Consider the following 13,782-nt stretch of genomic DNA (forward strand, 5'->3'; position numbering starts at 1 on the left):
TTTAATGAGAAAAAATGCGCTAGCCTGCTCCGTTTGTTAAAACAAGATAGCGCTGAAACGTTTCAAAAAGTCTTGCGCTTTCTGCAATGTCTTGCAAGTAAACTCGTATTTCCGATATCAGAATTTAGAGATACAGCACATTTCTTTTTCGTTCAGCTGAATTTTGCTGAAGTTCAGCAAGACAGTTTCAGCTAAGTTCAGCCGGGTGGGACATAGTTGAAATGCCATTTTGATTTTTCGTGGCATCATTGACCGTACCCACTGTTTATTTTTTAGCTGACGGCGTAAACTCCGCCCCTCTCTGCTACTCGCTAATTATAAAACATGCATAACACCCCTGCGGCCGTCTCGCCGAAGCCCTTTGATTTGACCTCAGCGGCATTCCTGATTGTTGCCTTCTTCACGGGCATTGCCGGTGCGTTACAGACGCCGACATTGAGCCTGTTTCTGACCAACGAGGTTCACGTCCGTCCGGCGATGGTGGGCTTCTTCTTTACCGGAAGCGCTATCATCGGCATCCTGGTCAGCCAGTTTCTGGCGGGGCGATCCGACAGAAAAGGCGATCGTAAAAGCCTGATCGTTTTCTGCTGTCTGCTCGGGGTCATGGCCTGCGTTTTATTTGCCTGGAACCGCAACTATTTCATTCTGCTCTTCGTCGGGGTTTTCCTGAGCAGCTTTGGCTCGACGGCGAACCCACAGCTGTTCGCCCTTGCCCGCGAACACGCCGACCATACCGGACGTGAAGCGGTGATGTTCAGCTCTGTCCTGCGTGCTCAGGTGTCGCTGGCATGGGTGATTGGCCCGCCGCTGGCTTACGCGCTGGCGATGGGTTTTGGTTTTACGGTGATGTACCTGAGCGCGGCCGTCGCGTTTGTGGTGTGCGGCGCGCTGGTGTGGTTCTTCCTGCCGTCCATGCGCAAAGAGGCGAAAGTGGCAACGGGCGTGCTGGAAGCGCCGCGCCGTAATCGCCGCGATGCCCTGCTCCTGTTCGCGATCTGCACGCTGATGTGGGGCACCAACAGCCTGTATATCATCAATATGCCGCTGTTTATTATTGATGAACTCCACCTGTCGGAGAAGCTGGCGGGCATCATGATGGGCACCGCGGCCGGGCTTGAGATCCCGACGATGCTCATTGCGGGCTATTACGCAAAGCGCTTCGGAAAGCGTTTTTTAATGCGCATCGCCGCTGTCGCCGGTCTGCTGTTCTATATCGGTATGCTGACGGTACATACGCCAGCGCTGCTGCTGGCTTTACAGCTGCTGAACGCCATCTACATTGGCATTCTCGCCGGGATAGGCATGCTCTATTTCCAGGATTTGATGCCGGGCCAGGCAGGCTCAGCCACCACCCTTTATACTAATACCACCCGCGTGGGCTGGATTATCGCGGGCTCAATGGCCGGTGTCGTTGCCGAAATCTGGAACTATCACACGGTTTTCTGGATTGCACTGGTGATGTGTACGCTGACGATCGGCTGTCTGGCGAGGATTAAAGACGTTTAGGGTGCGGTGAGTGCTTCCAGCTCAAGAAGGTACGTCATCGCCTGCCCTCGCGTGCTGCCGCACATTTCGGCAGTGGGCTGAAGCCCGGAGCAGACCTTCGGGCGCAGCGGTGAGCCAAAGATCATGCACAGATTCGTTTCCGAGAGCTGGACGCAGCGGGTATTGGCAGGCTTGCCCCCCGGCATTCCTGGAATGGGGCTTGAAATGGACGGTGCAGTACAGCACGCGCCACAATCGGGACGACAATCCATAAATGCTCTCTTTAGCTGACGATGGCCCACGCAGTCGGGCATCGCGCGCACAGTAACACCTTTTGCGTATTGATAGCAAAAGCCACGAATTCCTCTTGCCTGAAAGGCCGCGCGCGAGTAATTTGGCGCGATATTTTTTACCTCCCGTAAACAGGATTACTGCAATGCCAAGAGCGAACGAAATTAAGAAAGGTATGGTGCTGAATTACAACGGCAAACTGCTGATTGTGAAAGATATCGACATTCAGGCACCCAGCGCCCGTGGTGCAGCAACGCTGTACAAAATGCGTTTCGCCGATGTGCGTACTGGCCTGAAGGTGGAAGAGCGCTTTAAAGGTGACGACATCGTCGATACCGTGACCCTGACCCGTCGCTACGTTGATTTCTCCTACATCGACGGCAACGAATACGTGTTCATGGACAAAGAAGATTACACCCCGTACATCTTCACCAAAGACCAGATTGAAGAAGAGCTGCTGTTCATCCCTGAAGGCGGCATGCCTGACATGCAGGTCCTCACCTGGGACGGCGTGCTGCTGGCGCTGGAGCTGCCGCAGACCGTCGATCTGGAAATCGTGGAAACCGCACCCGGCATCAAAGGCGCATCCGCAAGTGCGCGCAACAAACCGGCAACCCTAACCACCGGCCTGGTTGTGCAGGTGCCTGAATACCTCTCCGCTGGCGAGAAGATCCGCATCCATATTGAAGAAAAACGCTATATGGGTCGCGCTGACTAACACAAAAAACCCGGCTTTACGCCGGGTTTTTCTTTTACAGCAATTCAGGATACTTCGTCATCTTCAGCGCCAGCTCAACGCCGCGCACTTCCGCCATCCCTTTAAGACGGCCAATCGCCGAATAGCCCGGGTTAGTTTTCTTACGCAGATCGTCCAGCATCTGGTGGCCGTGATCCGGACGGAACGGAATAGGACGCACGTCGCCCGCCTGCTTGCGACGCGCCTCTTCCGCCAGAATGGCGTCTACCACCGCTACCATATTCACATCGCCGCCCAGGTGCGCCGCCTCGTGGAAGGTTTTTGGGTTTTCTTCGCGGCAGGTCGCACGCAAGTGCGTAAAGTGAATGCGATCGCCAAAGGTTTCAATCATCTGCACCAGATCGTTATCCGCACGCACGCCGTAGGAGCCGGTACACATGGTGAAGCCGTTATAGATGCTGTTTACCGTCTCTTTCAGCCACTGCATATCTTCAATAGTGGAAACAATACGCGGCAGACCGAGTATAGGACGCGGTGGATCGTCCGGGTGTACCGCGAGGCGTACACCTGCCTCTTCAGCAACCGGCACGATAGCGCGCAGGAAGTACGCCATGTTTTCACGCAGCTGCTGCTTATCAATATCGCCGTATTCCGCCAGGCGCGCGCGGAACTGATCCAGCGTATAACCCTCTTCAGCCCCCGGCAGGCCCGCAATAATATTACGGGTCAGCTTTTCGATGTCTGCGTCACTGGCGGCGTTAAACCACGCGTGCGCCTGCTGCTGCTCTTCCGCGGTGTAATCCGCGTCGGCGCCAGGACGTTTCAGAATGTGCAGCTCAAACGCCGCGAAGGCGATCTGGTCGAAGCGCAGCGCTTTCGAGCCGTCCGGCATTTGGTATTCAAGGTCGGTACGCGTCCAGTCCAGAATAGGCATAAAGTTATAGCAAACCGTATCAATGCCGCAGGCTGCCAGGTTACGAATGCTCTGCTGATAGTTAGCAATCCAGGTCTGATACTCCCCGGAATGGGTTTTGATGTCTTCGTGAACCGGGATGCTCTCTACGACAGACCAGGTTAACCCCTTCTCCGCCAGCAGCGCCTGACGCTGTTGAATTTCTTCAACCGGCCATACCTGACCGTTAGGAATATGATGCAGCGCCGTGACGACACCCGTTGCGCCAGCCTGGCGCACATCATCAAGAGAAACCGGATCGTTCGGCCCGTACCAACGCCAGGTTTGTTCCATTGCCTCACCCTCTTAAGTTGTTATACCAATATGTGTTACTGCAATGACGACTACCATACATGTTTGCCGCTAAGGGTCAATATACCGCCACACATTGATTGATCAAACTCACAGAACGTGGATATTTACGGCTCACCAATTTTATTTGCTGTCATATAACTTTACACTGGCATTGTTAATTAATGGTTAATCAGGTGTATATCACATGAAGACAATTGCCTCCACCGCCCTTCCTGCTCAGGTTCAGCAGCCGCGCTACGATCGTCAGCAACTGCGCTCCCGCATCGTCCATTTTGGCTTTGGCGCGTTTCACCGTGCGCACCAGGCATTGTTAACAAATCGGGTGCTGAATGAAAAAGGCGGCGACTGGGGTATTTGTGAGATTAGCCTTTTCAGCGGCGATGTGCTGATGAGCCAGCTGCGCGCACAGGATCATCTGTTCACCGTGCTGGAGAAAGGGGCAGAAGGAAATGAGGCGATTATCGTCGGTGCCGTCCATGAATGCCTGAACGCAAAACTGGACTCCCTGCCCGCCATTATTGAGAAATTTTGCGAGCCTCAGGTCGCGATCGTGTCGCTCACCATCACGGAGAAAGGCTATTGCATCGATCCCGCGACCGGGAAACTCGATCTGCACAACGCCCGGATTATCCATGACCTTGAAAATCCATCAGAGCCACATTCCGCACCCGGGATCCTTGTCGAAGCGCTTCACCGCCGCCGCGAGCGCGGTTTGCCTGCGTTTACCGTGCTCTCCTGCGACAATATCCCCGATAACGGGCACGTGGTGAAAAACGCGGTGCTGGGCATGGCGCAAAAGCGTTCTGCAGCGCTGTCTGAATGGATTGACAGCCACGTGAGCTTCCCGGGAACGATGGTCGACAGAATTGTTCCCGCCGCGACGGAAGCCTCGCTGGCGGAAATCACCGACGCGCTCGGCGTGGAAGATCCGTGCGCCATCAGCTGTGAACCGTTTATTCAGTGGGTGGTGGAAGATAATTTTGTCGCCGGCCGTCCCGAGTGGGAAGTCGCGGGCGTTCAGATGGTGCAGGATGTTCTGCCGTGGGAGCAGATGAAATTGCGCATGCTCAACGGCAGCCACTCTTTCCTGGCGTATCTGGGGTATCTCGCGGGCTACGCCCATATTAATGAATGCATGGAGGACGCCGCGTTTCGTGAAGCCGCCCGTCGGCTGATGCTGAACGAACAGGCCCCCACATTACGCATTAAGGATGTCGACCTCACCGCCTACGCCGATAGCCTGCTCAAGCGCTTTGCCAACCCGGCGCTCCAGCATCGAACCTGGCAAATCGCGATGGACGGTAGCCAGAAGCTTCCGCAAAGAATGCTGGACGGGATCCGCGTTCATCTCGAGCGAAAAACACCGTGGTCGCTGCTGGCTCTGGGCGTGGCCGGCTGGATACGCTACGTCAGCGGTACCGACGACCGTGGCAACGCGATTGATGTTCGCGATCCCCTCAGCGATAAAATCCGCGCCATCGTCGACGCCAGCAGCGAAATATTTAACGATTATTGCGCTTAACGCGAACGGATGAAGCCTCCGTTCGCCCTCCCTCTTCTCACAGGTCACGTTTTTCGCCAGGATAAAGAGAATAGTGTTATAGCATCACCATTCTCATCTGGAGCGCACGTGACCAAAACCAACCTCATCACCGGTTTTCTCGGCAGCGGTAAAACCACCTCAATTCTCCACCTGCTGGCGAACAAAGCTCCTGCCGAGAAATGGGCGGTGCTGGTCAATGAATTTGGCGAGGTGGGCATTGACGGCGCGTTGCTGTCATCCAGCGGCGCGATGATTAAAGAGATCCCCGGCGGATGCATGTGCTGCGTCAATGGCCTGCCGATGCAGGTCGGGCTTAATACCCTGCTGCGTCAGGGCAAACCTGACCGCCTGCTAATTGAACCCACCGGGCTGGGTCACCCCAAGCAGATCCTCGATTTACTGACCGCCCCGGTTTACGAGCCGTGGATCGATCTGCGCGCCACCCTGTGCCTGCTCGATCCGCGTCAGCTTCTGGATGACAAAGCGGTGGCCAATGAGAACTTCCGCGATCAGCTCGCCTCGGCTGACGTTATTGTCGCGAATAAAGCTGATCGCGCCACGGCTGAAAGCCAGGCCGCGCTGGACGCGTGGTGGCAACATTTCGGCGGCAACCGCACGCGGGTGCAGACCACCCAGGGGAATATTGATAGCGCCCTGCTTGACCTTCCTCGTCTGAACATGGCTGAACTTCCGGCCAGTGCGGAACATCAACATCGTCATTCGGTGAAACAGGGTTTAGCCGCTCTCAGCCTGCCGGAACATCAGCGCTGGCGTCGTAACCTGAACAGCGGCCAGGGATATCAGGCCTGCGGATGGATTTTTGATGCTGAAACCGTTTTCGACACCATTGGGATCCTGGAGTGGGCCCGACTTGCTCCCGTCGATCGCGTGAAAGGGATCATGCGCACCCCAGACGGGCTGGTGAGGATCAACCGTCAGGGCGACGATTTCTTTATTGAAACGCAAAATGTGGCGCCGCCTGACAGCCGAATAGAGTTAATTAGTGCGGTTAACGCCGACTGGAATGCCCTCCAGTCCAGCCTGTTGAGGATTCGTTTAAGTTCGGGGGGCTAACGTTGCCCCAGTTTTCACTCTATGCAGAACGTTATGACAACTCGATTTCCCCTGATATTACTGCTTAATGTCGCCGGTCTGGCGCTTTTCTTCTCCTGGTATATCCCGGCGGATCATGGTTTCTGGTTCCCGCTGGATTCTGCCATTTTTCACTTCTTCAACCAGGAACTGGTGAAGAGCAACGCGTTTCTTTGGCTGGTGGCAATTACCAACAACCGTGCCTTCGACGGCTTCTCGCTGCTGGCCATGGGTTGCCTGATGCTCTCTTTCTGGCTGAAAGAGGATAAAGCCGGGCGTCGGCGTATTCTCATTATCGGTCTGGTAATGCTGCTGTTTGCCGTCGTCATTAACCAGCTGGCAACCGCGATTATTCCGGTTAAGCGTTCAAGCCCAACGCTATTCTTCACCGATATTTATCGCGTCAGCGAACTGCTGCATATTCCAACAAAAGATGCGTCGAAGGACAGTTTCCCCGGCGATCACGGTATGATGCTGCTTATTTTTTCCGCAATTATGCTTCGCTATTTTGGCAGAAAAGCCTTTGCCATAGCCCTGATTATTTTTGTGGTTTTTGCCTTCCCGCGCGTAATGATTGGCGCTCACTGGTTCACCGATATTGCCGTCGGTTCGCTCTCCGTGGCGCTGATTGCGCTGCCGTGGTGTTTGATGACCCCACTGAGCGACAGGATAATAGCGCTGTTCGATCGCTATCTTCCCGGCAGAGCACAACAACAATTAAACAAATAACTAACCTAAATTAACGTGAGCTATCAGGGATCGACATGATCCCTGATAGCTCTCCCGCCAAGATCGTTTCTCACTGTCATATTCCTGTCATCACATTCATGATAAAAATGAATCAATTACGCGATTACGCGGCGGATCTGCCGGTATTTTGAGCATTTCCATGTTTTTACTTTCTGTATCACATTTTCTTATAAAAAAAAGGCTTTTTTTACTCGCATTACCCCAAGCAATCGGTTAATCTCGAACTCGTTTTGCCCCATAGAGATAATTATTTCAACGGCGAATAATTTTGTGCGCTGAGCCACAAATGTGACCAGAAAGAATTGTCTCAATGTGAACAGATAATTAGTCTCGTCACGTTTGGCATTTTTATAACGATATTTGTCGTTAAGGACTTCAAGGGAAAATAAACAAAATGGTCAAATCTCAACCGTTTCTGAGATATATCTTACGGGGGATCCCGGCGATAGCAGTCGCGGTACTGTTGTCTGCATGTAGTACATCGAACACCGCAAAGAATATGCATCCTGAGACGCGTGTTGTGGGAATGGAAGATTCCTCGTCACTGCTAGCCTCTCAGGATGAATTTGAAAATATGGTACGTAATCTGGACGTGAAGTCCCGCATTATGGACCAGTATGCCGACTGGAAAGGCGTGCGCTATCGTCTTGGCGGCAGCACAAAAACAGGTATTGATTGTTCCGGGTTTGTACAGCGTACGTTCCGCGAGCAATTTGGGTTAGATCTTCCGCGTTCAACCTATGAACAGCAGGAGATGGGCAAGTCGATTTCACGTACCAAACTGCGCACCGGTGATTTAGTCCTGTTCCGTGCCGGTTCTACAGGTCGACATGTTGGCATCTACATTGGTAATGACCAGTTTGTACATGCCTCCACCAGCAGCGGTGTGACCATTTCCAGCATGAACGAACCGTACTGGAAGAAGCGCTACAACGAAGCACGCCGCGTACTGACCCGCAGTTAATATGACTATCGTATCGTTGGTTATCCCTTGGCTGACGATATGATGAAAAAAAGCACTGCTTCGGCAGTGTTTTTTTTTGCCCGTTACACTGAATACATCCAGCGGCATTTCAGGAATCACGACGTTTATGCTCACCCGCTATTTCTCCAGCAATCGCAAAATACTGATCCTTAGCATCATCACAGGCCTGATCGCCGCCCTGCTCCTGGGTTCGTTGCAATTTTTCTGGAGCTACCACAAGCGGGAAGTCAAATTCGACACCCTGATCCACGATGTGAGCATCTATATGGAGAGCTATTTCGATGAGTTAAAAAATTCTATCGATGTGCTCCAGCCGCTCACGTTAAGCAATTGCCACGATGTCAATCAGGAACTCACCTCGCGCGCTGCCTTTAGCCTTAACGTTCGCGCATTTCTGCTGGTCAGAGACAAAATGGCGTTCTGCTCTTCTGCCACGGGGCCGATGAATTCCCCGATGGAGGAGCTGATACCTGAGCTGCACATCGATAAACAAATTGATATGGCATTGCTTCCAGGCACCCCGATGCTGCCCAACAAGCCCGCGGTTGCCATCTGGTACCGTAACCCGCTAGTGAAGGACGGCGGCGTGTTCACCTCGGTGAATCTTAATCTGACGCCTTATCTGCTCTACACCGCGCGCCAGGACGAATTTGCCGGCATTGCCATCATTATTGGCGATCATGCGCTGTCAACGCGGTCCAGCACGCTGGTCCTTGCGCATGACCTGCATGAAACTCCGGCCCGTACCGCGACGCTGAAAGACGTCCCCCTTACCATAAACCTGTATGCCGACGCCTGGACCAGCGATGAAATTCTCTACGCCCTGTTCTTCGGGCTGGTATGCGGTATTTGTGCCGGATCGCTCAACTACTATATCCTCAGCATTCGCCTCAGCCCGGGTAAAGAGATTTTAAGCGCGATTAAGCGCGGTCAGTTTTACGTGGTTTATCAGCCTGTCGTCGATGCTAAATCGCTCCAGATGACCGGGCTTGAAGTGCTGATGCGCTGGAAACACCCGACAATGGGGGAAATTCCGCCGGACGCGTTTATCAACTTTGCCGAAGCGCAGAAGCTGATTGTCCCGCTGACGCTGCATCTCTTTGACCTTATCATTCACGATGCCCCCGTGTTACAAACTCTGTTACCTCCGGGAGCAAAGGTTGGCATCAACATTGCGCCGGGGCATCTGCATGCGGAAAGCTTCAAAGACGATATGCGCACCTTCAAAGCGCTGCTGCCGCAGGATTACTTCCAGATCGTGCTGGAAATTACCGAGCGCGATATGCTCAATCACCGGGAAGCCAACAGCCTTTTCGAATGGCTGCATAATGAAGGGTTTGAGATAGCCATTGATGATTTTGGCACCGGCCACAGCGCGCTGATTTATCTTGAGCATTTCACCATGGACTACCTCAAGATAGACCGTGGATTTGTTAATGCGATAGGGACTGAGACGGTGACGTCACCGGTGCTGGATGCCGTCCTGACGCTGGCAAGACGGTTGAATATGTCGACCGTCGCCGAAGGGGTGGAAACGCCGGAACAGGCCGCCTGGCTGCGCGAGCACGGCGTTAATTTCCTGCAGGGATACTGGATTAGCCGCCCGATGCCGCTGGCGCAATTCCGCGAATGGCGGCCTGATATTTCGCCCGAGGGTGATTAATTTCACATTGCCCGCGACGTCACTTATTATTCAGCTTAACCGAGCCGGTCTGTAAAAGAGGGAGCCGCCGCGAGATGCTTATGCGCTTTATGTTGCTGATGTTGGCACTAACGAGCCTGTCCAGCCAGGCGCAAGCCATCAAAGAAAATATCGCCTTCGCGGTGATTGGCGAGCCGAAATATGCGGTCAATTTTACACACTTCGATTACGTTAACCCTGCCGCGCCAAAGGGCGGAAAGGTCACGCTTTCCGCCACGGGAACATTCGACAACTTCAACCGCTTCGCCCTGCGCGGCGTGGCGGCCGCGCGAACGGAATCGCTTTACGATACGCTCTTCGTCACGTCGGATGATGAACCCGGCAGCTACTATCCGCTGATTGCCGAGAACGTGCGTTATGCCGATAACTTCGCCTGGGCGGAAATCTCGCTGAATCCGCGGGCACGTTTTCACGACGGTACGCCGGTTAAGGCGAGCGACGTCGCGTTCACCTTCCATAAATTCATGACCGAAGGCGTCCCCCAGTTCCGCATCGTGTATAAAGGGGCTTCCGTCAGGGCCATTGCGCCCCTCACCGTGCGCATCGAGCTGAGCGAACCGAACAAAGAGAATATGCTCAGCCTTTTCTCGCTGCCGGTTATGCCTGAATCGTTCTGGAAAAATCATAAGCTAAGCGACCCGCTTTCCACGCCGCCGCTGGCAGGCGGCCCATACCGCATCACCGACTGGCGCATGGGGCAATATGTTGTTTACTCTCGCGTGAAAGACTACTGGGCGGCCAACCTGCCGGTAAACCGCGGGCGCTGGAATTTCGACACCCTTCGCTATGATTACTACCTCGACGATAACGTGGCGTTTGAAGCGTTCAAAGCCGGCGCCTTCGATTTACGCGTAGAAAGCAGCGCCAAAAACTGGGCGACCCGTTATATAGGCAAAAATTTCGCCAAAGGCTATATCGTCAAAGACGAGCACAAAAATGAGTCTGCCCATGACACCCGCTGGCTGGCTTTTAATATTCAGCGTCCGGTATTTAATGACCGCCGGGTGCGCGAAGCGATATCTCTGGCCTTTGATTTTGAGTGGATGAACAAGGCGCTGTTTTACGGGGCTTACAGCCGTGCGAATAGCTATTTCCAGAACACCGAATATGCCGCGCGCGATTACCCGAAAGCCGACGAGCTGGCTCTGCTGGCGCCGCTAAAAGCGGAGCTGCCGCCACAGGTGTTCACCACCGTGTTTCAGCCGCCAGCCTCGAAGGGTGGCGGCTACGACCGTGAAAACCTGCTGAAGGCCAGCAAGCTGCTGGATGACGCGGGCTGGCACCTGAAGAATCAAAAGCGTGTTGATGCCAAAACGGGCAAGCCTCTCAGCTTTGAGCTGCTGCTCTCCTCCGGAGGCAACGATCAGTGGGTGCTGCCGTTTAAGCACAACCTTGCGCGGCTGGGCGTGACCATGAACATTCGCCAGGTCGATAACGCGCAGATCACCAGCCGCATGCGCAGCCGTGATTACGACATGATGCAGCGCCTGTGGCCCGCGCAGCCGTGGCCCAGCTCCGACCTGCAAATCTCCTGGGCCTCCAGCTACATCGACTCTTCATACAATGCGCCCGGGGTAAAAAGCCCGGCGATTGACGCGCTGATTGCGAAAATAGTGGCAGCTCAGGGAGATAAAGATAAGCTCGTGCCGCTCGGGCGCGCCCTCGACAGGGTCTTGACCTGGAACTACTACATGCTGCCGATGTGGTATATGGGCGAAGATCGCCTTGCGCGCTGGGACAAGTTCTCCGTGCCTGCCGTGCGCCCTGTCTATTCTCTGGGCTTTGATACCTGGTGGTATGACGTTAACAAAGCCGCCAGACTTCCCGCTGAACGGCGATAAGGAATCATCATGGGTGCCTATCTTCTCCGTCGTCTCCTGCTGGTCATCCCCACCCTGTGGGCCATCATCACGATTAACTTTTTTATCGTGCAAATCGCCCCCGGCGGCCCGGTCGATCAGGCAATTGCCGCCATTGAATTTGGCAACAGCGGCGGCATGCCCGGCGGCGGCGGTGAAGGGATGGGCGCGAGCCATGCGCGAACCGGCGTAGGGAATATCAGCGAAAGCCATTATCGCGGCGGACGCGGGCTGGATCCGGAAGTGATCGCCGAGATCACCCACCGCTACGGCTTTGACAAACCGATTCACGAGCGCTATTTCAAGATGCTCTGGGATTACATCCGCTTTGATTTTGGCGACAGCCTGTTTCGCAGTGCGTCAGTGTTAACGTTGATCAAGCAAAGCCTGCCGGTTTCGATAACGCTGGGGCTGTGGGGAACGCTGATTATCTATCTGGTCTCTATACCGCTCGGGATCCGCAAAGCGGTGTATAACGGCAGCCGGTTTGATATCTGGAGCAGCACGTTCATCATCATCGGCTACGCCATCCCGGCGTTTCTGTTTGCCGTCCTGCTGATTGTCTTTTTTGCCGGGGGAAGTTATTTCGACCTCTTCCCGCTGCGGGGGCTGGTCTCCGCCGATTTTAGCTCCCTGCCGTGGTATCAGAAAATCACCGACTATCTCTGGCATATCACGTTGCCGGTGCTGGCCACGGTCATTGGCGGATTCGCGGCCCTGACCATGTTGACCAAAAACGCCTTTCTCGATGAAATTCGTAAGCAGTACGTTGTCACGGCCCGCGCTAAGGGCGTGAGCGAGAAGCAGATCATGTGGAAACACGTGTTCCGTAACGCCATGCTACTGGTGATCGCCGGGTTTCCGGCCACGTTCATCGGCATGTTTTTTACCGGCTCGCTGCTGATAGAGGTCATGTTCTCGCTCAACGGCCTGGGGCTGCTGGGCTATGAGGCTACCGTGTCGCGCGATTATCCGGTGATGTTTGGCACACTCTATATTTTCACCCTGATTGGCCTGCTGCTGAATATCATCAGTGATATCAGCTATACGCTGGTCGATCCCCGAATCGATTTTGAGGGCCGCTGATGCCGCGTTTAAGCCCCGTCAACCAGGCCCGCTGGGCCCGCTTTCGCCACAACCGCCGCGGCTACTGGTCGCTGTGGATTTTTGCCGTGCTGTTTGCCTTAAGCATGTGTTCGGAGCTGATCGCCAACGACAAGCCGTTGCTGGTGCATTTTAACGACCGCTGGTACGTGCCGGTTATCGCCAACTACAGCGAAAGCGACTTTGGCGGCCCGTTTGCCACACCGGCGGAGTATCAGGATCCGTGGCTTCGCCAGCAGATCGAACAGCACGGCTGGGCGCTCTGGGCGCCGGTGCGCTTTGGCGCCAACAGCATTAACTTCGCCACCACGACTCCGTTCCCTTCCCCGCCCTCCGCGCAAAACTGGCTTGGAACGGATGCAAACGGCGGCGACGTGCTGGCGCGCATCCTGTATGGCACGCGAATTTCTCTTCTCTTTGGGCTGATGCTGACGATCTTCTCAAGCGTAATGGGCGTCGTGGCGGGTGCCGTTCAGGGCTACTACGGCGGGAAAATTGACCTGTGGGGCCAGCGGGTTATTGAAGTCTGGTCAGGCATGCCAACGCTGTTTCTGATCATCCTGCTTTCCAGCGTGGTGCAGCCTGGCTTCTGGTGGCTGTTAGGCATCACCGTCCTGTTCGGCTGGATGGCGCTGGTGGGGGTGGTGCGCGCGGAGTTCCTGCGCACCCGCAATTTCGACTACATTCGCGCCGCGCAGGCGCTTGGCGTGAGCGACCGGGGGATTATCTTCCGCCACATGCTGCCCAACGCGGTAGTGGCAACGCTCACCTTCCTGCCGTTTATTCTGTGCAGCTCCATCACCACCCTCACCTCGCTGGATTTTCTTGGTTTCGGGCTACCGCTGGGTTCCCCGTCGCTCGGCGAACTGCTGCTGCAGGGCAAAAACAACCTGCAGGCGCCGTGGTTAGGCATCGCCGCCTTTCTTTCCGTGGCCGTGCTGCTGTCGCTGCTGATTTTTATTGGCGAAGCCGTGCGCGATGCCTTTGACCCGAACAAGGCGGTATAA

The 13,782-nt window shown here is 54.7% G+C and carries 11 protein-coding genes and 1 pseudogene; 10 read left to right on the forward strand and 2 right to left on the reverse strand.

Annotation, left to right across the window (positions count from 1 at the left end):
• Positions 1 to 324: 324 nt before the first annotated feature.
• Positions 325 to 1,506, forward strand: coding sequence for a sugar efflux transporter SetB (setB, locus tag LA04_RS17270; protein ID WP_047652528.1), 1,182 nt, complete (start codon positions 325 to 327; stop codon positions 1,504 to 1,506).
• On the opposite strand, the gene LA04_RS17275 is transcribed toward setB, so the two are convergent.
• A complete protein-coding gene (locus tag LA04_RS17275; protein WP_047652737.1) occupies positions 1,503 to 1,757 on the reverse strand; it encodes a zinc/iron-chelating domain-containing protein in 255 nt (84 codons plus the stop codon). The two genes, setB and LA04_RS17275, sit on opposite strands and share 4 nt — an antisense overlap.
• Before the next feature lie 164 nt (positions 1,758 to 1,921).
• Here LA04_RS17275 and yeiP point away from each other — a divergent pair, with 164 nt between their 5' ends.
• The gene (yeiP, locus tag LA04_RS17280) at positions 1,922 to 2,494 is read left to right on the forward strand and encodes an elongation factor P-like protein YeiP (protein ID WP_008500940.1); all 573 of its coding nucleotides are present in this window, start codon (positions 1,922 to 1,924) and stop codon (positions 2,492 to 2,494) included.
• Between the two features lie 34 nt (positions 2,495 to 2,528).
• Here yeiP and uxuA read toward each other — a convergent pair whose 3' ends face one another.
• Positions 2,529 to 3,719 carry a mannonate dehydratase gene (gene uxuA / locus LA04_RS17285; protein WP_047652529.1) on the reverse strand — a complete coding sequence of 397 codons (1,191 nt, stop codon included), beginning with the start codon at positions 3,717 to 3,719 and terminating at the stop codon, positions 2,529 to 2,531.
• Positions 3,720 to 3,924: 205 nt separating this feature from the next.
• Between uxuA and LA04_RS17290 the strand changes: the two are divergent.
• The 8 genes and pseudogenes from LA04_RS17290 to LA04_RS17325 form a co-directional block, all read left to right on the forward strand.
• A pseudogene (locus tag LA04_RS17290) lies at positions 3,925 to 5,235 on the forward strand (mannitol dehydrogenase family protein); the annotation flags it as partial.
• Positions 5,236 to 5,370: 135 nt separating this feature from the next.
• The gene (locus LA04_RS17295) at positions 5,371 to 6,357 is read left to right on the forward strand and encodes a CobW family GTP-binding protein (protein WP_047652530.1); all 987 of its coding nucleotides are present in this window, start codon (positions 5,371 to 5,373) and stop codon (positions 6,355 to 6,357) included.
• A 33-nt stretch (positions 6,358 to 6,390) separates the two neighbouring features.
• Complete coding sequence (locus LA04_RS17300) at positions 6,391 to 7,104, forward strand: phosphatase PAP2 family protein (RefSeq protein ID WP_029740964.1); 714 nt, start codon at positions 6,391 to 6,393, stop codon at positions 7,102 to 7,104.
• Between the two features lie 415 nt (positions 7,105 to 7,519).
• Positions 7,520 to 8,089, forward strand: a complete 570-nt coding sequence (gene mepS, locus LA04_RS17305) for a bifunctional murein DD-endopeptidase/murein LD-carboxypeptidase (protein WP_047652531.1) — start codon at positions 7,520 to 7,522, stop codon at positions 8,087 to 8,089.
• A gap of 127 nt (positions 8,090 to 8,216) precedes the next feature.
• Complete coding sequence (locus LA04_RS17310) at positions 8,217 to 9,773, forward strand: cyclic di-GMP phosphodiesterase (RefSeq protein WP_047652532.1); 1,557 nt, start codon at positions 8,217 to 8,219, stop codon at positions 9,771 to 9,773.
• A 74-nt stretch (positions 9,774 to 9,847) separates the two neighbouring features.
• Positions 9,848 to 11,653: an extracellular solute-binding protein gene (locus tag LA04_RS17315; protein ID WP_047652533.1), complete on the forward strand. Its 1,806-nt coding sequence runs from the start codon at positions 9,848 to 9,850 to the stop codon at positions 11,651 to 11,653.
• 9 nt (positions 11,654 to 11,662) lie between these two features.
• Positions 11,663 to 12,757, forward strand: a complete 1,095-nt coding sequence (locus LA04_RS17320; protein WP_024908182.1) for a microcin C ABC transporter permease YejB — start codon at positions 11,663 to 11,665, stop codon at positions 12,755 to 12,757.
• Positions 12,757 to 13,782 carry an ABC transporter permease gene (locus LA04_RS17325; RefSeq protein WP_023312492.1) on the forward strand — a complete coding sequence of 342 codons (1,026 nt, stop codon included), beginning with the start codon at positions 12,757 to 12,759 and terminating at the stop codon, positions 13,780 to 13,782. Before LA04_RS17320 ends, LA04_RS17325 begins: the two co-directional genes overlap by 1 nt.

This window comes from Enterobacter sp. UCD-UG_FMILLET (genome assembly GCF_000762975.1).
Classification (GTDB): domain Bacteria; phylum Pseudomonadota; class Gammaproteobacteria; order Enterobacterales; family Enterobacteriaceae; genus Enterobacter; species Enterobacter dykesii.